The organism is Clostridium caldaquaticum, assembly GCF_023806125.1.
GTDB classification, from domain to species: domain Bacteria; phylum Bacillota; class Clostridia; order Clostridiales; family Clostridiaceae; genus Clostridium_AT; species Clostridium_AT caldaquaticum.
The window spans coordinates 91,762-114,495 of record NZ_JAMSKT010000003.1 but is presented as its reverse complement, the minus strand read 5'-3'; the positions used below and the strand labels follow the sequence as shown (position 1 = coordinate 114,495).

Below are 22,734 nucleotides of genomic sequence, written 5' to 3'. Positions count from 1 at the left end.
GTGGTTGGAAAAATTAATGTATTTTTAGTATAAATAAAAAAATAAAAGAAATCAAATATTTATAATTTGTTGAATTATAAATATTACACCTCGTTTTTTTGACTTATAAATAAAAATAAATTTTTAATAGAGAGAAAATATCAAAAATTGCAGTAATATCTGTCAAAATGATAAGTTGGTAAGTTAAACGTTAGCAAATATAATTAGTATGTAGTTGAGTATTAGAAAATGTTTTCTTGAAAGGAGGTAGAATATGGCTAATAAAGAAGTTTTGCTGGAGATAAAACATATGAATAAGGTTTTTGGTTCAACTATTGCATTAAAAGATGTCAGTTTAACAGTAAATAGAGGAGAAATTAGAGGATTAGTTGGTGAAAACGGAAGTGGTAAGTCAACAATAACTTCTATTATTGCTGGTATGCAGAAACCTACAAAGGGTGAAATGTATTTCAAAGGACATCTCTGGGAACCAAGTTCCATGGTAGATGCGCAAAAACATGGCATATCAATGATATTACAAGAAGCCAATACTATTTCTAACTGCACTGTTGCAGAAAATTTATTTGCTGGTCGTGAAAAGCAATTTTCAAAATTCGGGTTCTTCAGTAATAAAAAAATGAATGATGAAGCAGATAAGTTGCTGAATAAATTTGGTATTAGTCATATTAAAGGTAAAGACAATATAAATAAATATAGTTTTGAAGAACGCAAGCTTATTGAGATAATAAGAGGGATAGATGAAAATACAGAGGTGCTTATTGTAGACGAGACAACAACAGCATTATCCTTTGAAGGCAGAGAAATATTGTACAAGCTAATGAATAAATTATCAGCTGATGGAAAGGCTGTAATTTTTATATCCCATGATATTGATGAGATATTAGATAAATGTACTGTTTTAACTGTATTACGTGATGGAAATATTATTGGAGAGGTTTCTAGTAATGAAATGAATTTAGAAAATGCTCCAAGAAAAATTCGTAATATGATGGTAGGACGTGAAATTGGTGAAGCTTACTATAGAGAAGATTATGATATATCACATCATGAAGAAATTGCGTTAGAGTTAAAGAATATCAATTGCGGATCGATTATTGATTTCTCTCTTAAGCTTCATAAGGGGGAGATTATTGGTATTGGTGGTCTTTCAGGTTGTGGCATGCACGAAATTGGAAGAATTGCTTTTGGGTTAGACAAGCCTAAAAGCGGTGAAGTACTTAGAAATGGCATTAAAATTATAAATCCAAATATAGCGGTAAAAAATGGAATGGGATATATTTCAAAAAACCGTGATAAAGATGCTTTAATATTGAATGGATCTATTGAAGAAAATATTGTATTACCTTCCCTTGTTAACTTAAGCTGTAAATCTTTTATTAATCCAATAAAAGAGAGAAAATTGTCAGAAAAAGGAATAGATCTTCTTTCAATAAAATGCGGCAATAGAACACAATGGGTGAGTACTTTATCGGGTGGCAATAAGCAGAAGGTTTCTTTTGCCAAATGGCTGGCAAAAGAAAGTGAAGTATTTATTATGGATTGTCCAACCAGAGGAGTTGATATCGGAGTAAAACAAGCAATGTATAGATTGATTTCAGAAATGAAAAAAGAAGGTAAGGCAATATTGATGATTAGTGAAGAATTACCAGAATTGATAGGTATGGTTGATAGATTAATAATAATGAAAGATTTCAAAGTTAGTCATGAGTTTGAACGTTCGCAGAATCTTAAAGAAACTGATGTAATCGAATATATGATTTAAAGGAAGGAAATTACGATGAAAGAATACCAAATTAATAATTATAAGTTTCAGTTAAATAAAAAACATATATCGTTGATTGCATCCTATGGCGGGCTTTTATTCTGCATAGTTGTTTTTACAATTCTAAGTTCAGGAAGATTGTGGAATACTTATAATTTAGGTGTTCTAGTTGAATCTGTATGTGTCTATGCAATATTAGCTCTTGGAGCAGTATTTATTTATTCTATGGGATATATGGATATAAGCATTGGAGCACAAATAGGAGTTTATTGTATTCTTATAATTAGTATTGTCAATAAGACAGGAAGTGTTGTTTTAGGTTTTCTTACAGTCTTGATATTAGCTATGATTTGCGGTGTGATAAATGGAGCAGTAGCAGTATGGCTTGGACTTCCTTCTATTGTTACATCAATGTTTTTATCGTCTTTATTTACTGGGATAAGAATGCTGTTAATGGAGAACAGTGGCAGTAACTCTGTTTCAACAGAGTACAATTTTGAATTTTGGAATTCTACACCAGTAATGGTTGCTGCAATTATACTTATTGCGTTAGTTTCTGCTTACTTTTTTAAATATACAAAGCTGGGAAAGTATACAAAAAGTATAGGGGCAAATGAACTTGCTACAATTCAGGCAGGAGTAAATACTACAAGATGGAAAGTTATAGCATATGTTTTCCTTGGTTTTTGTGTAGCAGTTGCTACCGTGTTTTTAACAGCACGTACAGGAACAGCAGGAAAAGGAACAGGTGACGGGTACGCTATGGATGTAATGGTTGCACTGATTTTAGGAGGAATGCCTTTATCTGGAGGAATGAAGTCGAAAATTAGCAGTGCTCTTATAGGTACGTTTACTTATGTAATACTAACAAATGGTTTGACATTGGCAGGAGTTGAATTGACACAGTTGAATTTAATAAAAGCAATTATATTTATTGTGGTTATTCTATTAACTTGCCGTAAAAAAGAAGGTATTTTACCGAGATAATTAGACAAATTAAAATATAAAATTAATGGAGGATTTAATTATGAGAAGAAATTTTAAAAAAATTATGAGTTTAATGTTGTTATGTGCATTATTTATGACAACATTGTTAACTGGATGCAGCAGCAATAGCAAGACTGATAATATTAACGAAAAAAAACATAAAATAGGAGTTGCTCTATATACAGATACTGGGAAAGCAGTAGAAGCAATAAAAGCTTTTCTTGGAGGAATTTCAAAGGATATAAATACTGAATTTATTTATACTACATTAACTGTTTATGATGAAGCAACAAACAAATCAAAAATTCAGCAATTAATTTCTGCAGGTGCTGAGGGAATTATAATGACAGCAGATATGGGGACAGTGTCTATACTGCAGGAATGTGAAAAAGCTGGTGTATATCTTGGAGGTTTTCTTTGTGATTATAATCTAAGCTATAATACTGCATTTGATAAAGTATTCAAGAATAAATATTTTGTGGGAACAGTTGCTGATGGTAAGATTGATTTGAGCGATTGGGGAAAGATTGTAGCTGAAGATGTAATTAAAAAGGGGTATAAAAATATTGGTGTACTAACTTTTCCAGAGTATGCATATCCTAATCAGAAAAAAGTAGATGAAACTTTTAGAACTGTAATAAACGAGTATAACAAAACTGCAGATGCAAGTAAAAAAATTAATGTTATCCCTACACAGGTATTAGAATTTAAACCATTAGATTCCACATATCTTACTAAGAACGCAAATTTAGATGCTATTTTTTCAATAGCTGCAGGAGCAATTAATGTGTATCCAACTTTAGTTGCGTCGGGTAAAACTAATATAAAGTTATATACTTCTGGTTTTGAAGGAAAAGATGATGCAGCTAACTTTGGTTCTTTAGGAAATAGAAGTTTTCAACAAATCATTTTTTCCAGCCCTGAGGCTATAGTATATCCACTTGTTCAGCTTATTGATAAATTAAATGGAAAATCTTATAGTGATGCTCCTGCTGTAAGCGAACGTGTTGATTCCGGTTTAATGATTATAAGTAATGATAAAGAGATGGAAACTGTTAAAACTAAATCAATATACTATACAGCTAATTTTAGGGATTCTTTTTTAACTTCACAAGATGTAAGAAATCTATGTGTTTCATATAATAAAGATGCAACTTATGCTAAATTAATAGAAACAGTTAAGTCATTAACTGTAGATAATCTGATGAAAAAATAAAGAAATATAAATTATAAATAAATATGCAGTTAAATTCACAGCAGTAAGATAGGAGAAAAAATATGAATAAAGGAAAAAATACGTATAAAATAATTAAAAGTGTATTTTTATCAATACTTTTTCCATTTCTTATGTTCTGGGTAATGTTTATTATTGTTAGATTTAACAATATTACTTATTTTGGTACATCTGTTGATATGTGGAGAACTGTTCTGGTTAATACTGCTACAACTTCGGTTGCAGCAGTGGCCATTTGGCTTCAATTAAAAAATGGAAGATTTGATTTTTCAGGTGGTGCTACCATGCTTTTATCTGCAATTCTAGCTGGTAATTTAGCACAGCGTATGAATAATAATCCTTGGATTTATCTTGTTTTATGCTTGGTATTTGGGGTTGGATTTTGTTTAATTACAGGAATAATATATATATTTGGTCGTCTACCAATTATCATATGTACTATTGGTGTAGCATTGCTTTATGAGTCTTTTACATATCTTATATTTAATTCACAAGGATTAAGTATAATGAGTAATGCTAGTTTGACTATTTTTGGAAAGATGCCTTATATACTATTTGTACTAATATTAGCATTAGTCATATTTATAGGGTATTGTAATTTTACAGTACCAGGTAAACAAGCAAAAATCCTTTCTAATAATCAACAAGCGGGTGTGAATATTGGTATTAAGGAAGAAAAGAACGTTCTTCAGACATTTATCTGTTGCGGATTACTTTTGGGACTAGCTGGAGTTATTTATGGTTCTCAAAACACAATTGCACCTCAATCTGGGCTATCTACTGCTAATACTTTATTTTCATATATAGCACCAGCTTATATGGGGATGTTCATCGGTTTGGCAGGTAATGATGCTGTTGGAGTAGTAATGGCATCATTTGGAATGGAAATACTGAATTATGGTTTGAATTGTATTGGTCTTGGTGCAGGAGGCTGGCAGCAAATAATTCTAGGTTGTTTCATGCTAAGTTTTTACTCATTAACTGCTCAATTTTCTAAAATAGGAAGATTAGTTGGCAAGTTAGAGAAAAAATATTTTAAAATAGAATTGGAGAATTGATGAAATGGTACTGAAAGATAGATTATCACAAAAACCTTACTACTTAAATGATGTACAAATACAATGGGTAAAAAATACTTTATCAAACATGACTCAGGAAGAGAAAATAAGACAATTATTTTGTATGATTACTTATTCTGACAATGAAGAATATTTAAAAGGAATGGCAGAAAAAGGCTATGGAGGATTAATGTGCAGACCTATGAGCAAAAAAGAGCTAATTAATACTGCTACAGTTCTTCAAAAATATTCCAAAATCCCTTTTCTTATAGCTGCAAATATGGAAGCGGGGATGAATCAAACATGTACTACTGGAACTTATGTAGGAACTCAAATGTCAATTGGAGCAACTGGAAATACTAAATATGCTTCAGAATTAGGAAGAATTATAGGCGAAGAAGCTAGTAGACTTGGCTTAAACTGGGCTTTTGCACCAGTTATTGATATTGACTATAACTGGAGAAATCCGATCACAAATACTAGAACCTATGGTTCTGATCCAAAATTAGTTGCTCAAATGGGAGAAGAGTATGTGACTGCTCTGCAAAAGTACGATATTGCAGCTTCAATTAAACATTTTCCTGGTGACGGTGTAGATGAAAGAGATCAGCATTTAGTAACTTCTATTAACTCTTTATCTAAAGAGGATTGGATGAAAACATTTGGAGAAGCGTATAAAAGAAGTATAGATGCAGGAGTATTAACAGTTATGATTGGTCATATTATGCAGCCAGCATGGTCAAAAGCATTAAATCCTGAGCTAAAAGATGAAGAAATTATGCCTGCAACACTTTCTAAAGAATTAATTATGGGACTTTTAAGAGGAAAACTTAATTTTAATGGAACCACAGTAACGGATTCTTCTGCCATGGCTGGACTTGGATGTGCTATGGCTAGGAAAGATGCATTGCCTCTTTGTGTTGCTGCAGGCTGTGACATGATTTTGTTTACTAAAAATGAGGAAGAGGATTTAAAGTATATAACTGATGGAGTAGAAAAAGGAATAATAACACAGGAACGCTTGAATGAAGCAGTTACTAATATATTAGCTTTAAAAGCTGCATTGAAATTACCTGAGAAAAAAGCTGATGGTTCTATTTATCCTGATTTAAGTGAAGCTGAGAAAGTAGTTGGATGTAAAGAACATCTGAGAATTTCAAAAGAAATAGCTGACAATGCTATTACTTTAGTAAAAGAAGAAAAGGGTGTACTGCCTTTAAGTCCAGAAAAGTATCCTAGGATATTGGTTTATGGAAAAGAAAATGGAATGACAGCCGATGGATTTGGAACGGAAAGCAAAGCAGGAATTTTTGTGGATATGCTCAGGAAAGAAGGATATCAGGTAGATTTATATGTTCCTGCTCCTGGATTTGAAGGAGTTGTAGCACCAATGGCTGATACAACAGATAAATATGATTTATTGATTTATCTGGCAAATATGGCAACTAAATCAAATCAGACTACTGTACGAATTGAGTGGGCTCAACCAATGGGGGCAGACTGTCCGATTTTTATACATGAAGTTCCTACAATTTTTATTTCCTTGGAAAATCCTTATCATTTGGTTGATGTACCTAGAATTAGAACCTATATTAATACTTATGGCTCATCTCAATGCGTTATGGAAACATTAATTGAGAAGCTTCAAGGAAAGAGTGAATTTAAAGGTAAAAGCCCGGTAGATCCTTTCTGCAATATGTGGGATACTCGTTTGTATTAAAATAAAATTTCATTGCAAATCAATTTATTAGCATATAAAGAAAGACTCACAGCAAATCATACTGAGAGTCTTTCTCTATGTGCTTTAATTTTTTGAGTAATTTTATAATAGCTTTGATTTTATAATTTTTCATTTGATATTTTTGGTATTAACAACAAAAAATGACCATATCATATTAAGAACTGGCAAGAAAGCACAATAACATTTGTTTAGAATAATGATATAAAGTTATTTTACTATATAAGTTAGGGGGTATATCAATGAAAAGAAAAATTGTACGTTACGGCATGGTTGGAGGGAGCTTGAATGCATTTATAGGCGGAGTTCATAGAAATGCTATTAATTTTGAATCCTGTGCAGTCTTATCAGCAGGCTGCTTCAGCACTAATCCTGTGTTAAACAAGGAAACAGGAGAAGCTTACAGGTTAGATTCTGACAGAGTATATTCAAGTTACAAAGAAATGGCTGAGAAAGAAAGTCAAAGAGAAGATGGAATTGATTTTGTTTCCATAGTAACTCCAAACAACTCACATTATGAAATTGCTAAAGAGTTTATTTTGCATGGTATAAACATAGTATGTGAAAAACCGCTGTGTTTTGAAGTGGGACAGGCAGAAGAATTGAAAAGGCTTGCTGAAGAGAAAGACGTTTTATTTGCAGTTACTTATGCTTATTCAGGTTACCCAATGGTTAAATTTGCAAAACAGTTAGTTGATGACGGTAAAATTGGGGAAGTTATCAATGTAAGTGCTGAATATCCACAGGAATGGTTAATTGATGAATTAAGCGATGTAGTAAGCAGAACAAGCAAATTATCTGGATGGAGAACAGATCCTAAGGTTGCCGGTATTTCTAATTGTGTTGGTGACATAGGCTCCCATATTGAAAATACAGTAGCTTATATTACTGGTTTAAAGATAAAGAGAGTGGCAGCAAGAGTTGATAGATTTGGACATGAATTAGACTTAAATGCAAATATGCTTGTTGAATACGATAATGGAAGCTGCGGTAATTATTGGTGTTCACAAGTTGCAGTGGGCAATATGAATGGTTTGAGAATTAGAATATACGGTACATTAGGAGCAATAGAATGGGATCAGGAAAAACCAGAATATCTGACATTTATACCAAAAGGCGAAGCACCGCAAATTTTAGCTAGAGGAAATCAATATGTTTATGGAAGGGCTGCAGAATTAAAAAGAATTCCATGCGGACATCCGGAAGGTTATTATGAAGCTTTTGCAAATCTTTATAAAACCTATATTGGAGCTGTTTTAAAGAAGATTAATGGCGAAGAATTGACTGCAAACGATTTAGATTTCCCTAAGGCTCTTGATGGTTTGAATGGTGTTAAGTTTATACATGCTGTAATTAAAAGCGGAGACAATGATGCTCAGTGGGTTAATCTTTAAAAAATAAGAGGAGGAATATATTATGGGTAGACTATTAACATTAATGACAGGACAATGGGCGGACATTCCGCTTGAGGAATTATGTCCATTAGTAAAAAAAATGGGGTATGATGGTGTTGAACTTGCTACATGGGGACATATAGATGTAGATAAAGCAGCATCTGATATGGAATATGTAAAATATGTACAGGGTGTTCTTGAAAAAAATGGTCTTAAATGTTATGCAATTGCGTCACATTTAATAGGTCAATGTGTGGGAGATTTATGGGATCCGCGTTTAGATGGCTTTGCTCCAGCTAACTTAGCAGGAAAACCAGATGAAATAAGAAAATGGGCTATTGAAGCTATGAAAAATACTGCAAGAGCTGCTAAAAATATAGGTGCAAAAGTTGTTACAGGATTTATGGGTTCTGCTGTTTGGAAGTACTTTTATTCATTCCCGCAAACTAGTGAGAAAATGATTGAAGCAGCATATCAGGAGCAGGTAGATTTATGGTCACCAATTTTTGATGTGTTTGATGAAAACGGTATTAAGTTTGCTTTAGAGGTACATCCTACAGAAATCGCATTTGACTATTATACTACAGAAAGACTGTTTAAGGTATTTAAAAATAGACCTACTTTAGGTTTAAATTTTGACCCAAGTCATTTAATATGGCAGGGGGTTAATCCTACAATTTTCCTTCATGATTTTATTGATAAAGTATATCACGTTCATATGAAAGATGCTTATGTTAATCTAGATGGAAAAGCAGGTATTTTAGGCTCACATCTTACCTTTGGAGATACAAGAAGAGGCTGGAACTTTGTTTCTCTGGGACATGGAGATGTTGATTTTGATAAGATTATTCGCGAACTGAATGCAGCAAACTATACAGGACCATTATCTGTTGAATGGGAAGATAGCGGTATGGATCGTATATTTGGTGCAACAGAAGCAGCTGCTTTTGTAAGAAAGTGTGATTTTGAGCCATCCAAAGTTGCTTTTGATGGCGCATTAAAAAATGCTTAAAAGAGAAAAATACGATAAAAAATTGGAGGACGGAAAATATGAGGAAAGTTAAAATTGGAGTTATTGGCTGCGGAGTAATAAGTAATACTTATTTAACTAATATTACCAATATGTATAAGACTCTTGAAGTTGTAGCTGTTGCAGATATGTTTAAGGAAAAGGCTGAAGAAACAGCAAAAAGGTTTAATATTCCTAATTCATGTACTGTAAGTGAATTACTTGCAAATCCAGAAATAGAAATAGTATTAAATCTTACAATTCCAGCAGCGCATACAGAAATAAATATAGCTGCACTGGAAGCTGGAAAGCATGTATATTGTGAAAAACCGCTGGCTTTAAATTTAGAAGATGCTAAGAAAACTTTAGAGATAGCAAAAAATAAAGGTTTGATGGTTGGCTGTGCACCAGATACATTTTTAGGAGCTGGTATTCAAACTTGTAAAAAAATAATTGATGAAGGATGGATAGGTGAACCTGTTGCGGCAACTGCAAATATGATTTGCCATGGCCATGAATCCTGGCATCCTGCACCAGAGTTTTATTATAAAGAAGGTGCTGGCCCAATGATGGATATGGGACCGTATTATATTACAGCATTAGTGTCATTACTTGGACCTATAAGTAAAACCCATTGTTTTGCAAAGAAGAGCTTCAATCAAAGAACTATTACCAGCACATCACCTTTAAAAGGTAAAAAGGTAGATGTTGATGTTCTTACACACTATTCAGGTACTATGGAGTTTAAAAATGGTGTAATTGCCAATATTAATATGAGTTTTGATATTTGGCATTCTAATTTACCGTGTTTAGAAATTTATGGTACAGCAGGTACTCTTATCGTTCCTGATCCAAATATGTTTGGTGGTCCGGTTAAGATCTTAAGAGGTGAAAATATGTTAGACAGCGTTGAAGGGCTAAGTACTGGTGAAGCAGTAGTAAAAATACATTCACCTGAAATGCTTAATTTTGTAAAAGAAATTCCATTAATGTATCATCATATTGCCATGAATGCTCGTGGGTTAGGTCTATTAGATATGGCTTATTCTTTAGTTAAAGGACGTAAACATAGAGCTAATGGTGAACTTATGTACCATGTAACAGAGGCACTTACAAGTTTTGATAAATCAGCAAATGAGGGTATGATTTATAAAATGACAAGCACTTGCGAAATACCAAAACCAATTCCTCTAGGACTAGAAGTAGGAGAATTAGATTAGTTGATTTTTTAATAAAATTGTGATTATGCGCCATTCAAATTTACTTTTGATGGCGCATAAAAAAAGACTTTAATAGAATGGAGTTGTTATTGTGAAATTTGGTTTAAGTTTAGAAACAGTAAATTTAAAGACAAGCGGTCCAAATTTTATATATATGCAATCTAAATCCTTTTGGGTTGATTTATTTAAATTTGTTGCTGCTGCAGGGTTTAAGGGAATTGAACTGCCTTATAATCCATTTTCAAGCGACCCTATGGCATTTGAAATTGGAAGGTGCGGAGTGCCTATAAGCAAATTCGCAGTAAATGCAAAATACGGTTCACCAAAGGAGTTTATGAGCTTTTTAAATGATGTGGGAATTGAAGAAGTAACAGGAGTTCATATCAATGCTAATGACGTAATGTTAGAAATCGTTGCTTCAGGACAACCTATGTCTAACTATTTTACTCTCTTTGAAAAAATGGGAATGGAAGCAATTGAGTTTTTAGTTTCACTTGGAAGTAAAGGGTTGGTTGTTTCACCTACACCTGAAATTGGATGGCTTAACATAATGCCAGATGGTGATTTAGATGGTGAATTTACTGCAAAAACCATCGAAGTTTTAAAAAAGCTTGTTTCCGCAGCCAAAGAGAAGGGAATTATCGTAGCTGTTAAAAATGAATATTGGAGCTTAATGAGAGGAAATAAAATTGCACAGCTTCTAAAACAAGTTGAAGGTGCACTATTTAGCCCAGATCTTGCTCATATTAAGATAACTGGAGACGATCCTAAAGTGGTAGTAAATGCACATAAAAACGAAATTGCTTATTTAAGGTTCAGCGATACAGATTTTACTGATGAGGTTTGCAATTATAAAAAAGTGAATGCAGAAATTCCTGTAGAAGGAAGCCAAAAGGTATTTTCTGATTTAGGAGACGGAGAGGTAGATCTTCTCGGTGTAGCAAAGATATTAAAAGACAGTAATTATGATGGCTGGGTGATTTGCGAATCAAAGAAAACACTTAATGTATATAAAGCTCTTTTAAAGATGCGTTGGTTTGTAGATCATGAAATTGTAGGCAAGTTAGGAGGAGATCTATAATGGGAAACTTGAAATACTCTTATCAGACTAATATGTGGGGATTAATGGTTCAATATCCAAAAATAAATAATTGGAGTGAATTTTATAAAGGGGATTTCAGTAATTCAGTTTACTATTTAGATTGGGATCAGATAATTAAGTATCATGTAGGTGCTGGATTTAAGGGAATTGAACTAATGTTTCATATGCAGCCTTATATAGAACAGTTTTTCGGTGAAGCTAAGAAATTTACTGAATTTGTACAGCAGCGCGGAATTGAAGAAGTAACAGGTACTTTCAGCATAGCATTTAATTCACAAGATAAAAGTCTGCATAAAAGTTCTTTGGAAAACGCTCAAAAAATAATTGATTTTACGGCTGATTTAGGTGGTAAGAGAATTAATATTATGCCTTGCGGCGGATATTACGGACTTGGACCACTTAGTAAAGAACAAGTAGAAAATTGTGCTGTATATATGAATGAATTTGGCAGACGTTGTGCTGATAAAGGTATAATACCATGTGTTCATACTGAATTTTGGGGAGCTATTAATAAAAATGAATTAGAAAGATATATTGAACTTTTAGATCCTGACTATGTAGGATTCTGCTTAGATACTGCACAGGTTCTTATTATGGGGTTTGACCCTGTAGAAATGTATGACAAATATCATGATTTTGTAAAGTATTTCCATCTTAAAGATACTACCTTTGCCTATGCACCTGATGAATTAAGGCTAAAGGCAGGAGCTGAGTTTCAGGATAATGGAGACCGCTGGTTCTGGGAAATAGGGGCAGGTAAGGTAGACTTTGTAGGCTTATGGCATAAATTAAAGAAACATCAATATAAGGGATGGATAGGTGTTGAAACAGACGGTACCCCAGATCCAATGGCTACAATGCTGCTTTCTAAGTATTATATAAACCATGTTCTATCACCAATTTATGAATAAAAAGTAATAATTTTAAAAGATACCTGATAAAATTTCATCAGGTCTTTAAATAAGCATATTGAATTAATATTAATATATACTTTTTAAAAGCTAAGCAAATAAAAGGTGTAAATGCCTGCTTTATTGCTTGGCTTTTTTGTGTTTAATTTTAAGTTATGACAAAAAATGTCTATATACAAAATAAAAATGGCGTGAATATACAAATATTAACGTTTACAATAAAAATGTAAAATATTTCATTGTAATGTGGGAGAGGAGTAAAAGTGATGAAAAAACTATTAAGTCTATTAACTATGTGCATTATGGTAATTGGATTGTTTGCAGGGTGTGGACAATAAACTTCAAATGCATCTTCAAGCAGTTCTAATTCAAATGAAAAAAAGGTTAAAGAACCTAAAGATACTTTAGTAGCACTGGCAATCTCAACTACACAAAATGACTTCATGGCATTAATTCAGAAACAATTAGGCGATAGATTTAAAGCTGCAGGATATAAGTTTGAATCTGCTTCAGCAGATGGAAATGCTCAAAAACAGATAGAACAGATAGAAAACTTTGTTACTATGGGTGCTGATGAAATTATAGTTGTGGCTGTAGAGCCGTCAAGTTTGCCGGATGTTTGTAAAAAGGCTATGGATAAAGGGGTTAAAATACTTGCTTTCACTGCCAATACTGGAAATTATGATGCTTTTATGGGCAGCAATGAAACAAAGGTAGGTGAATCAATTGCTAATATTGCTTCAAAATGGGTGGACAAGGCTTTTAAAAATGCTGGTGACGGTACAGTTAATACAGTTATATTCTCTTTAAATAATAATCCTGATGCTGCAGCACGTTCAAAGGCTTTATCTAGTATAGCAGACAAAAACAAGAAAGTTAAGATTACAAAAGTTGTTGAGCTTGGGGATTATAATACTGATACAGCATTAAAGGCAACTGAAAATTTAATGCAGACAAACCCAGAGACAAACCTGATATTATGCTACAACGGGTCAATGGCTATAGGAGTTAACTCTTATGCAATGAGTCCTAATTCACTTATAAAAGACAAATCAAAGTTTGGAGTATTTGGCTCAGAGCTTACAACTGAAGTTTCAAAAGCTATAGAAGATTCTAAGGATAATAAGTCAGTACTCCGTGGAACAGCTCTATTAGGCGGAGATATTATGGCTATGTTTGATAAAATAGTTAGTAAATCAATAAGCCTGCTGAAAGGTGAAAAAATTGAAAAAGATGATTATGCAACAGTTGATGAAATCGATATAGATAATATTGCAAACTTCAAACAGAAATAATGTATCAGCATATTAATTAAGTTAAGTGTTATACCAAAGTATTACTTAAGCATTTCATAATTATTTTATCGGCAAAAAGATAGACTTTTATCACTTTGTAGTTATTAACAAAAAATGACCAATCTAAGTTCAATTATTGGCAAGAATGTAAATGTTGTATCACTTAAAATAATAATTGAAATGCTAAGTTAATATAAAAAATAATTTTTATAAAGGAAAGAGGGAGTTCAATATGATAAATTTAATTAATGATTTAACAAGCATTAATAAAATTAATTGTACCCCTAAACCTCCTGAAGCTCATTTCAGGTAAATAAAGTGTTAATATATTTTTACTTAAATTAGATAAAAAGGAGGAATTTGAAATGAGTAAAAAAATCAAATGGGGAATTTTAGGGACAGGTTTTATTGCAAACCAGTTTGCCAAAGGATTACAATCAATTGAAAATGCAGAAATTTATGCAGTTGGTTCAAGAAGTCAGGAAAGCGCAGATGTTTTTGGAGAAAAATATGGAGTAACAAAAAGATATAGTTCCTATGAAGCTTTAGCTAATGATCCTGATGTTGATGTAGTTTATATAGCAACACCACACCCTTATCACTATGAAAATTCAATACTTTGTATGAATGCTGGGAAAAATGTTTTGTGTGAAAAACCACTTACTTTAAATGCAAAAACAGCAGCTAAAATGATAGAATGCGCAAAAAAGAACAATGTTTTCTTTATGGAAGCAGTATGGTCAAGATTTCTTCCTGTATATGCAGAACTTCGCAAGTGGCTTCAGTCAGGTGCAATAGGAGATATTCATCTGTTAAAGGCTGATTTTGCATATTATGCACCATGGCCTGCGGAAGATAGACATGTGAATATAAATCTTGCTGGAGGAGTACTTTTAGATATTGGAATTTATTTAGTTTCTTTTGCACAGTTTGTCTTTGGAGAAAAGCCAAAGAATATTCAAACAATAAAAAATATGGGACAAACTGCTGTAGATGTAGACGAAGCTATGTTATTTGATTATGGTAAAGGAAAAATGGCAATGCTATATGCTTCAATTAATGTTAATATGCCACAGGATGCATACATTTACGGCTCTAAAGGATGTATACATATAAAAGATTTCTGGCATCCTACAAGCGCAGCATTATTAGTAAATGGTGAAGAACCAAAAGTAGTTGAAATGCCATTTAAAGCAACAGGATATGAATATGAAGCAATGGCAGTTATTAAATGTCTAGAAGAAGGTAAAAAGAGCTGCGATTTGATGCCTTTGGAGCAGACATTAGAAGTGTTAGAAGTAATGGATAAAATAAGAAAAGATTGGGGATTTGTTTATCCAATGGAGGAGGTATAATAATGCAATATTCAAAAATTGAAGGAATTGATAAACCAGTTGCTCGCCTTGTTCTTGGAACAATGATTATTAATTCAAATGAACTTGAAAAAAGCTTTAAACTTTTAGATGAAGCAGTTGAATTAGGTTATACCACTTTTGATACTGCGCATGGTTATCAAAGTGAATGGCCTATAGGTCAATGGATGGAAAGCAGAAAAGCAAGAGAAAAAGTTGTTATTATTACTAAAGGAGCCCATCCAAGTCGTGATCGCAAACGTGTAACTCCTTTTGACATAACAGCTGATTTACATGATTCACTTGCAAGGCTTAAAACAGATTATATTGATTTGTATCTTCTTCACAGAGATGATACTGATCTTCCAGTAGGTCCTATAGTAGAAATATTAAACGAACATTACAGAGCAGGAAAAATTCGTGCTTTTGGAGGTTCAAACTGGACTCATGAACGCATTCAGGAAGCAAATGACTATGCAAAAGCACATGGGCTTGTTCCATTTATAGCCAGCAGTCCTCACTACAGCTTAGCAGAACAGGTAGAAGAACCTTGGGCACCTGGCTGCATTGCAATAAGCGGTCCTAATGAAACAAAGGCCAGAGAATGGTATGAAAATAATCAGATGCCTGTATTTGCATATTCCAGTCTGGCAAGAGGATTCTTCTCGGGACGTATTACAAGAGAAGTTTATGAAAAATCAAAGGAAACTATTGATCAAGCATGCTTAACTGCTTATTGTCATGAACAGAATTTTAAGCGTCTAGATAGAGTATTTAAGCTTGCTGAAGAAAAAGGTGTTTCTGTTCCTCAAATTGCACTTGCATATATATTAAACCAAAAGATGAATGTATTCCCTATAGTTGGTGCAGCTAACAGGGAAGAAATGAAATCTAATTTGGAAGTATTAGATATTAAACTTACAAGTGAAGAACTTTCCTGGCTTAATCTTGAAAGATAACAAAGTGAATAAATAGTTTCTAACGTAGAGACGACGGGGTAATACCTTTATTAGCTTTGAAAACTCTGTTAAAAGTACGTATGCTGTTAAAGCCGCATTCATAAGCTATATCAATTATAGGATCATCAGTTGTTTTAAGCAGATGATAGGCTTTTTCTACTCTTAAGGAGTTTAAATAAGTTTTAAAGTTTAGCCCCGTTGTTTTTTTGAAAATTTTAGAAAAATAGAACGGAGTTATGCCTAAAAATACCGATACATCTTCTAGCGTTACATCCTGAGTATAATTGTTTTCTAAATAGTTTATTGCCTTTTGTACTATTCCTAAACTGTTTTCGCTACTGATTTTATCGCTGGAGCTCGCCATAGAGTGAGGAAAATGCCTAAGAAGCAGACCCACAAGTTTTATAAGATGACTTTTTATTAAAATCTGATAGTAATTATCCTTTGTATTAATTTCATTTAAAATGCTACTTAAGCAGGTTTTAATATCATTAAGAATAGATGTGTTAATGTTAATTTGTTCCAAAGTAGAAGAGTTGATAAAAGGGTATGTAAATCTCGTATTATTTAATAGATTAATTACATTTCCAGTTAATTCAGGGCGAAAAACTATTAATATAATTGTTGATTCCATATCTTTGCTATTGTAATAGTGGATGTCTCCACTGGTACAAATGGCTATGTCTCCTTTTTCTAATATACGATATTCAGAATTAATACCTACTCCTAGGTTTCCTTCGCATATAAGCACAACTTCAACTTCAGAGTGCCAGTGAGCTAGGAAGTTAATGTTATGAAAAACAGTAGCATGTACTGGAAATCCATGTTCATATTTTCTATTTTCATGGTAGAACATTAAAAACACACCTTTCAAAGTTTATTGAAAAGGATGTCCAATTATGACATCTTATTTTTTTGTCTAAAAAACATAAAGTAATTTTCATTTTAATTATATCAGTTAAACGTTTTTAGAACAATTATAAAAAATATTTTATAATCTCTTAATGAGGTACTAAGTACCAAGATAAGAAATAAAAATTTGTGTTTTAGATATCTGGGGATTTTTTTTCGAGATACTTTGAAATTTAAACATTGTTATAATTTAATCAAGGATTTATAAAATTTATTAATGTTAAAATTTGCAATACAGTATATTTACAGGAGGTATAAAAGTGAAAAAGAAAGTACTAGGAATTTCCTTTGGAAGAAAGATGAGCAATACAGAAGTAATGATTAAGACAGCTCTTATGGAGTGCGAAAAAGCAGGAGCTGATGTAAAGTTTATTCGCGCAGATGATTTAGACATAAAAGATTGTACAGGCTGTATTGCTTGTGTAATAAGTTTATTACATGGAGGAAACGGAAATTGTCATTTAAAGGATGATTTTAAAATTATTGATGAGGCATTAATGGAGTGTGATGCAGTAATTGTAGGCTCTCCAACTTATGTTTTATCACCAACAGGTAAGTTTAAAACAGTATGCGACAGACTTGGACCATCTCATGATATATCTTTCAGAACTAATGCTAAAGAAAATGGAATCAAAATGGGAAAAGACTTATCTAAGTTACCAGATGAAAGGTCATTTAAGAAAAGAGTTGCAGCTCTCATTACAGTTGGCGGTGCAATGACACAAAACTGGTTATCTTTTGCTATGCCAACAATGTATGAATTTACAATGTCTATGGGTATAGATGTAATTGATAAGTATGAGTACTTTGGTGCTATGGCTTATGAGCATGTTGTAGGAAATAAAAAAGTTATGGATAGAATGATAAGATTGGGACAAAATGTAGCAGAGGCTGTTTTTAGCAGCGAGGAAGATATGAGTAAGTGGAGAGGAGATGAAGAAGGTGTTTGTCCAGTATGCCATTGTGATATGCTTACTGTAGTTCATAATAAAAACAAAGTAGAATGTCCAGTTTGTGGAATAAGCGGCAGCTTAGCTTTAGCAGATGGAGAAATTAAAGTAGAATTCAGTGAAGAAGAACAAAAACGCTCCCGATTATTTTATGATGGTAAATTAGAGCATTATGTTGAGATATCTACAAAAGCAGTTGGATCAGGACAAATTCCAAATAAAAAAGAATTACTTGAGAAATATATTGGTTACGCAGAATAAAAATAAGTTAAAATAGGTTCAAAAAACAAGATGTAAATATATTTATAGAAGTCATACATAGTATGGCTTCTTAATTTTTTGAGTGCACAAATATTTAACTATTACAGATTTTTGAACATCAGTGAAATTTACTGTACATAGCAGATTTTAAACATAAATCTATAAAAAATACTTTTTTACTTAGGTTATCAATGAATGAGCAAGTTTATAGTTTGTTAATTTATACATAATTTTTATATTTTTAACATAGGTTCAGATATTTGTTCTATTCGAAAATGTTTACATAAGGTATTATAACAATAAAGATCGATCTTTAATAAACTGGCTTATATTAAGGTTACATAATATTTTAAAACATTAATTGACAATAATAGAAAACAGAGGGGGTATTTTTATATGAAAACAAAAAAGCTGTTATCAATTTTATTAGCAGCAGGTATGACAGTATCTATGTTAGCAGGCTGTGGAAAATCAGAAACAGTTTCAAATGGAAATAATTCTAAAGGTAATGAAACTAGCGCTGAACCAACTAAGATTGTAGTAGCACTAATGACGTTAAGGCCTATGGATTCCAGCAAGACAGACGAGGTAGAAGCAGCCATCAACAAGATTGCACAGAAAAAAATTAATGTTATTGCAGATATTCATTGGTATGATGCTGCAACATACGGAACACAAATTCCAATGAAAATTCAGGCTAAAGAAAAATTAGATTTAATGATGTATACTCCAGTTCCAACGGCCAGTTTTAATTCTTTTATGTCCCAGAATCAGCTTATGGACATAGGGGATATATTAAAGAAAAATGCTCCGGATGTAGTTAAAACATTAGGAGATTACTTAAAAGGTACAACAACCTCTAAAGGAGTATTAGGTGTTCCTAATCTTGGTCCTTTCTCAGGATATGAAACTATTGTAATGAGAAAAGATATATTAGATCAGTTAGGATTAACAGAGAAAGCACAAAATATGAAAACCTGGACAGATTATGAAGCAATTTTGAAAGAAGTTGTTTCAAAAGCTAAAATTGCAGGTATTGTTAATTCTGATGCTGAAGGAACTGTAATTTCACCAATGCCATATATGAATGGAAGTAATAATTTTAAAGAAAATTATTATTATGATAGGTTTGATATGAATTCATTAGTTATGATTGATGAAAATACGAATAAAGTAATATCTACCTTTTCTTCTGAGGAATTTCAGAAAGTAATTGAACGTGCTAATAATTGGTACAAGCAAGGATTGATTTATAAAGATGCAGCAACAGCTAAAGATTATGGTCAAACTTTAATTAAAAATAAAGTCGGTTTTTCATATATTGCTCAACTGGAGGAGGGTAATGAAGTTGGAATAAAGGCATCTACAGGCTTTGATATCGTTACTGCAAAAGTTACACAAAGTAAAGTTGGAACAGGTATTTTTACAAAATTTGGATTTGCTGTACCTGTTACAGCTACAGAACCTGAAGCAGCAGCTAAGTTCCTTAATTTGCTTTATTCTGATCAAGAATTTGTTAATACACTTACATGGGGGATTGAAGGAAAAGATTGGGTTAAAAATGATAAGGGTATGGCTGAATATCCAAAAGGAGTTACTGCTGATACAGTTAATTATCATACTGCAGATTTCTTATACGGTAATCGTTTCTTAATTACACCTTGGGCAGGAAGTCCTGAAAATATTAGAGAAATTCAGAAGAAAGAAAATGAAAAAGCACCTGTTTCCAAGTACCTGGGATTCAGTGTTGATGACACTGGTATTGAAAATGAAGTTACTGCCTGCGCTAATGTTGTTAGACAATATAAGCCTGCATTAGTGTCTGGTTCTGCAGACTACAAAAAAGTATATCCAGAATTTATTGATAAGTTAAAAGCAGCTGGAATAGATAAAGTAATTCAAACTTATCAGAAACAGCTTGATGAATGGTTAGTAAAAAATGGAAAATAATGTATAAATTCATTATGATTGAAGGGGCATATCTAGGTGCACTAGATATGCCATACCTTCACAAAAACTTATGTTTTGAAGGAGAGATGTAAAAGTGAAATTACAATTAGAAAGTACTGTTAAAAGGAAACACAGGTTTAACTATATTATGATTATTGCTATCTTAATGCTGGTTTCCAATGTGCTTCCTTTTGCATCTTATGTATATGGAAACGAAAAATATACAGTAACAGGTATAGATCTTTTAACAGGAAAGATTATAGCTGGGGGAAAAGTTGTACTTACTACAGATAAAGTGTTATGTATAGCTGTTGCTGCTAATACTTTAATACTTATAACTTCTATTTTATATTCTAAGCTGAAGGTTAAGGCAGGTGCAGGTGCTTTAAGTATTTTATCAATTATTTCAGTAGTTTTATATGTATTTATGGGATCATCTGTAACTAAGCTGCTTACAGGTGCAAAAGGAGTACATGCTTCTTATGGTAGTTTGATAATAGTTTTATTAGGAATGATAATTTTAATTCGAAGCTTATATATACTGTGGAAAGAAAAAGTTCTTGTAACTTATGACTTTATGATTATTCCCGGTATGTTATATTTTATTATAAATAATTATATACCAATGTTAGGAATATCCATTGCTTTTAAGAAAATAGATTACAGTTTAGGTATACTTAAAAGCCCATGGGTAGGCTTCAGTAATTTTAAGATTCTTTTTGCAAGTAATGGAAACTTTTTTAAAAGTGACGCATTTATCATAACTAGAAACACACTGCTTTATAATACAGCATTTATCGTGATTGGCACCGTAGTTGGAATTATTGCAGGTATTTTTCTGGCAGAAGTTTTCAGCAAAACTTTACAGAAATTTTTTCAGACAGCAATTCTGCTGCCACAACTAATTTCTATGGTTATCGTTGCATATATTGTGTATGGTTTTATAAGCAATGAAGCGGGTATGGTTAACAAAATGCTAGGTGATAATCCAATTAATTTCTATTCTACTGAAAAATACTGGCCATTTATTTTGATATTTGTATATATATGGAAACAGTTAGGTTACAGTGCTATTATTTTTCTGTCTTCTATAGTTGGAATTGACCAGTCTATATATGAGGCTGCAAAGGTAGACGGTATAACGAGATGGAAGCAGATAAGATATATAACTCTTCCTTTGTTAAAGCCTACTATTATTACCTTAACTCTTTTACAGATAGGCAGAATATTCTATTCTGATTTTGGATTATTTTATCAGGTTCCAATGGATTCAGGTGCATTATACAATGTAACTAATACTATTGACACTTATGTATATAGAAGTTTAATGGTATCAAATAATATTTCAACTGCATCTGCAGCCAGTACATACCAGGCAGTTGTAGGATTTGTTATTGTACTAGCAGTTAATTTAATAGTACGCAGACTAGATAAAGAGAACGCATTGTTCTAGAAAGGGGAAGAAAATGGAAAATTCAAGTGTAAAGACTAGGGAAGATCGAATATATCAGTTTATAATTGTATTTTTTCTTTCAATTTTAGCATTATGTGCATTATTACCGTTTTTATTACTGCTTTCTTCCTCAATTACAGATGAAAGTACACTATTAAGCAAAGGCTATTCATTTATTCCTATTGAGATATCTTTTTATTCTTATGTATATCTATTTAGCACAAATGCAGCAAAAGTATTCAGAGCATATGGAATAACCTTTTTTATAACTATTGCAGGAACTGCTTTAAGTCTGCTCATAGGACCAATGCTGGCATGGCCTTTATCAAGAAGTGATTATAAAAGATCTAAAATATTAACTTTTATGGTATTTTTTACTATGTTGTTTAACGGAGGTATTGTTCCTTCGTATATTATGTGGACACAGATTTTTCATATTAAAAATACAATTTTTGCTCTGATTTTTCCAAGTTTATTATTTAATGGTTTTTATATTATACTATATAAAAATTATTTTTCATCAGCAATTCATAACTCTTTAATTGAGGCTGCAAGAATTGATGGAGCAGGAGAATTTTATATATATTTTAAAATAGTACTTCCGCTGTCACTGCCGATTATTGCTACAATAGGCTTGATGGTAGGTATTGGTTATTGGAATGACTGGACTAACAGTTTATATTACATAAGTGATACAAAAATGTATCCGTTACAACAATATTTAAAGACTATTATTGACAATATAAGCGCCTTATCTTCAATGAGTGACAGCGCTGATGCAGCTGCCCTTGCTGCTGGAATGCCTGGAAGCAGTATTAGAATGGCTTTGGCTGTTGTAGGGATAATTCCAATCATGGTATTGTATCCATTTTTCCAGAAAGCATTTATTGCAGGTATTACCTTAGGTGGTGTTAAAGAATAAATAAGTTAAGCAAATTGAAAAAATTTAGTACTAATTTTAAGCAGCCGCACATCGTGTGGCTTTTTATTTTTTTGAGCGTGATTAGGAAAAATAATGGTTGTAATGTATAAAAAACTGAACAAGGTTTATGAAAACTGCATATTGAATTGACGGACAATAATTAAGCTATTATAATTAATTTATATATTTTGAAATTATTTACATATAGTAAAAATAAAAGGCGGAGAATAAATTATGAGAATACCCAAAATTAAGAGCAAGATTT

At 32.3% G+C, this 22,734-nt stretch carries 18 protein-coding genes; 17 read left to right on the top strand and 1 reads right to left on the bottom strand.

Going from position 1 to position 22,734, the window contains the following annotated elements:
• The first annotated feature begins 253 nt into the window (after positions 1-253).
• The 13 genes from M2651_RS02820 (at position 254) to M2651_RS02760 (ending at position 16,021) form a co-directional block, all read left to right on the top strand.
• Positions 254-1,762, top strand: coding sequence for a sugar ABC transporter ATP-binding protein (locus M2651_RS02820; RefSeq protein ID WP_252130819.1), 1,509 nt, complete (start codon positions 254-256; stop codon positions 1,760-1,762).
• A gap of 15 nt (positions 1,763-1,777) precedes the next feature.
• Positions 1,778-2,749 (top strand): ABC transporter permease, encoded by a 972-nt coding sequence (locus tag M2651_RS02815; protein WP_252130818.1) that lies wholly within the window; start codon positions 1,778-1,780, stop codon positions 2,747-2,749.
• 40 nt (positions 2,750-2,789) lie between these two features.
• Positions 2,790-3,965 (top strand): sugar ABC transporter substrate-binding protein, encoded by a 1,176-nt coding sequence (locus tag M2651_RS02810; RefSeq protein ID WP_252130817.1) that lies wholly within the window; start codon positions 2,790-2,792, stop codon positions 3,963-3,965.
• 62 nt (positions 3,966-4,027) lie between these two features.
• Positions 4,028-5,041 carry an ABC transporter permease gene (locus M2651_RS02805; RefSeq protein ID WP_252130816.1) on the top strand — a complete coding sequence of 338 codons (1,014 nt, stop codon included), beginning with the start codon at positions 4,028-4,030 and terminating at the stop codon, positions 5,039-5,041.
• Positions 5,042-5,045: 4 nt separating this feature from the next.
• Positions 5,046-6,761, top strand: a complete 1,716-nt coding sequence (locus M2651_RS02800) for a glycoside hydrolase family 3 protein (RefSeq protein ID WP_252130815.1) — start codon at positions 5,046-5,048, stop codon at positions 6,759-6,761.
• 260 nt (positions 6,762-7,021) lie between these two features.
• Positions 7,022-8,173 (top strand): Gfo/Idh/MocA family protein, encoded by a 1,152-nt coding sequence (locus tag M2651_RS02795; protein ID WP_252130814.1) that lies wholly within the window; start codon positions 7,022-7,024, stop codon positions 8,171-8,173.
• A 22-nt stretch (positions 8,174-8,195) separates the two neighbouring features.
• Positions 8,196-9,185, top strand: a complete 990-nt coding sequence (locus tag M2651_RS02790; RefSeq protein ID WP_252130813.1) for a sugar phosphate isomerase/epimerase family protein — start codon at positions 8,196-8,198, stop codon at positions 9,183-9,185.
• A gap of 38 nt (positions 9,186-9,223) precedes the next feature.
• The gene (locus tag M2651_RS02785; RefSeq protein WP_252130812.1) at positions 9,224-10,402 is read left to right on the top strand and encodes a Gfo/Idh/MocA family protein; all 1,179 of its coding nucleotides are present in this window, start codon (positions 9,224-9,226) and stop codon (positions 10,400-10,402) included.
• Between the two features lie 91 nt (positions 10,403-10,493).
• A complete protein-coding gene (locus M2651_RS02780) occupies positions 10,494-11,483 on the top strand; it encodes a sugar phosphate isomerase/epimerase family protein (protein WP_252130811.1) in 990 nt (329 codons plus the stop codon).
• On the top strand, positions 11,483-12,415 hold the full coding sequence (locus M2651_RS02775) for a sugar phosphate isomerase/epimerase family protein (RefSeq protein WP_252130810.1): 933 nt from the start codon (positions 11,483-11,485) through the stop codon (positions 12,413-12,415). The genes M2651_RS02780 and M2651_RS02775 overlap by 1 nt, the downstream gene beginning before the upstream one ends.
• A gap of 413 nt (positions 12,416-12,828) precedes the next feature.
• On the top strand, positions 12,829-13,710 hold the full coding sequence (locus M2651_RS02770) for a sugar ABC transporter substrate-binding protein (protein ID WP_286207918.1): 882 nt from the start codon (positions 12,829-12,831) through the stop codon (positions 13,708-13,710).
• 365 nt (positions 13,711-14,075) lie between these two features.
• Positions 14,076-15,065 carry a Gfo/Idh/MocA family protein gene (locus M2651_RS02765; protein WP_252130808.1) on the top strand — a complete coding sequence of 330 codons (990 nt, stop codon included), beginning with the start codon at positions 14,076-14,078 and terminating at the stop codon, positions 15,063-15,065.
• Positions 15,066-15,067: 2 nt separating this feature from the next.
• Positions 15,068-16,021, top strand: a complete 954-nt coding sequence (locus M2651_RS02760) for an aldo/keto reductase (RefSeq protein WP_252130807.1) — start codon at positions 15,068-15,070, stop codon at positions 16,019-16,021.
• Between the two features lie 19 nt (positions 16,022-16,040).
• Here M2651_RS02760 and M2651_RS02755 read toward each other — a convergent pair whose 3' ends face one another.
• Entirely contained in the window at positions 16,041-16,877 is an 837-nt protein-coding gene (locus tag M2651_RS02755) for an AraC family transcriptional regulator (RefSeq protein ID WP_252130806.1), read from the bottom strand.
• 316 nt (positions 16,878-17,193) lie between these two features.
• Between M2651_RS02755 and M2651_RS02750 the strand changes: the two genes are divergently transcribed.
• From M2651_RS02750 to M2651_RS02735, 4 genes are all read left to right on the top strand, one after another.
• A complete protein-coding gene (locus tag M2651_RS02750) occupies positions 17,194-18,144 on the top strand; it encodes a flavodoxin family protein (RefSeq protein ID WP_350338281.1) in 951 nt (316 codons plus the stop codon).
• Between the two features lie 396 nt (positions 18,145-18,540).
• Positions 18,541-20,094, top strand: coding sequence for an ABC transporter substrate-binding protein (locus tag M2651_RS02745; protein ID WP_252130805.1), 1,554 nt, complete (start codon positions 18,541-18,543; stop codon positions 20,092-20,094).
• A 94-nt stretch (positions 20,095-20,188) separates the two neighbouring features.
• Positions 20,189-21,547 (top strand): ABC transporter permease, encoded by a 1,359-nt coding sequence (locus tag M2651_RS14405; protein ID WP_350338280.1) that lies wholly within the window; start codon positions 20,189-20,191, stop codon positions 21,545-21,547.
• Positions 21,548-21,560: 13 nt separating this feature from the next.
• On the top strand, positions 21,561-22,469 hold the full coding sequence (locus M2651_RS02735) for a carbohydrate ABC transporter permease (protein WP_252130804.1): 909 nt from the start codon (positions 21,561-21,563) through the stop codon (positions 22,467-22,469).
• Positions 22,470-22,734 lie beyond the last annotated feature (265 nt).

Bases quoted from the DNA above. Each gene is read 5' to 3' on its own strand.
- M2651_RS02820 (WP_252130819.1), top strand. From the start codon at position 254: ATGGCTAATAAAGAAGTTTTGCTGGAGATAAAACATATGAATAAGGTT.
- M2651_RS02815 (WP_252130818.1), top strand. From the start codon at position 1,778: ATGAAAGAATACCAAATTAATAATTATAAGTTTCAGTTAAATAAAAAA.
- M2651_RS02810 (WP_252130817.1), top strand. From the start codon at position 2,790: ATGAGAAGAAATTTTAAAAAAATTATGAGTTTAATGTTGTTATGTGCA.
- M2651_RS02805 (WP_252130816.1), top strand. From the start codon at position 4,028: ATGAATAAAGGAAAAAATACGTATAAAATAATTAAAAGTGTATTTTTA.
- M2651_RS02800 (WP_252130815.1), top strand. From the start codon at position 5,046: ATGGTACTGAAAGATAGATTATCACAAAAACCTTACTACTTAAATGAT.
- M2651_RS02795 (WP_252130814.1), top strand. From the start codon at position 7,022: ATGAAAAGAAAAATTGTACGTTACGGCATGGTTGGAGGGAGCTTGAAT.
- M2651_RS02790 (WP_252130813.1), top strand. From the start codon at position 8,196: ATGGGTAGACTATTAACATTAATGACAGGACAATGGGCGGACATTCCG.
- M2651_RS02785 (WP_252130812.1), top strand. From the start codon at position 9,224: ATGAGGAAAGTTAAAATTGGAGTTATTGGCTGCGGAGTAATAAGTAAT.
- M2651_RS02775 (WP_252130810.1), top strand. From the start codon at position 11,483: ATGGGAAACTTGAAATACTCTTATCAGACTAATATGTGGGGATTAATG.
- M2651_RS02765 (WP_252130808.1), top strand. From the start codon at position 14,076: ATGAGTAAAAAAATCAAATGGGGAATTTTAGGGACAGGTTTTATTGCA.
- M2651_RS02760 (WP_252130807.1), top strand. From the start codon at position 15,068: ATGCAATATTCAAAAATTGAAGGAATTGATAAACCAGTTGCTCGCCTT.
- M2651_RS02755 (WP_252130806.1), bottom strand. From the start codon at position 16,877: ATGTTCTACCATGAAAATAGAAAATATGAACATGGATTTCCAGTACAT.
- M2651_RS02745 (WP_252130805.1), top strand. From the start codon at position 18,541: ATGAAAACAAAAAAGCTGTTATCAATTTTATTAGCAGCAGGTATGACA.
- M2651_RS02735 (WP_252130804.1), top strand. From the start codon at position 21,561: ATGGAAAATTCAAGTGTAAAGACTAGGGAAGATCGAATATATCAGTTT.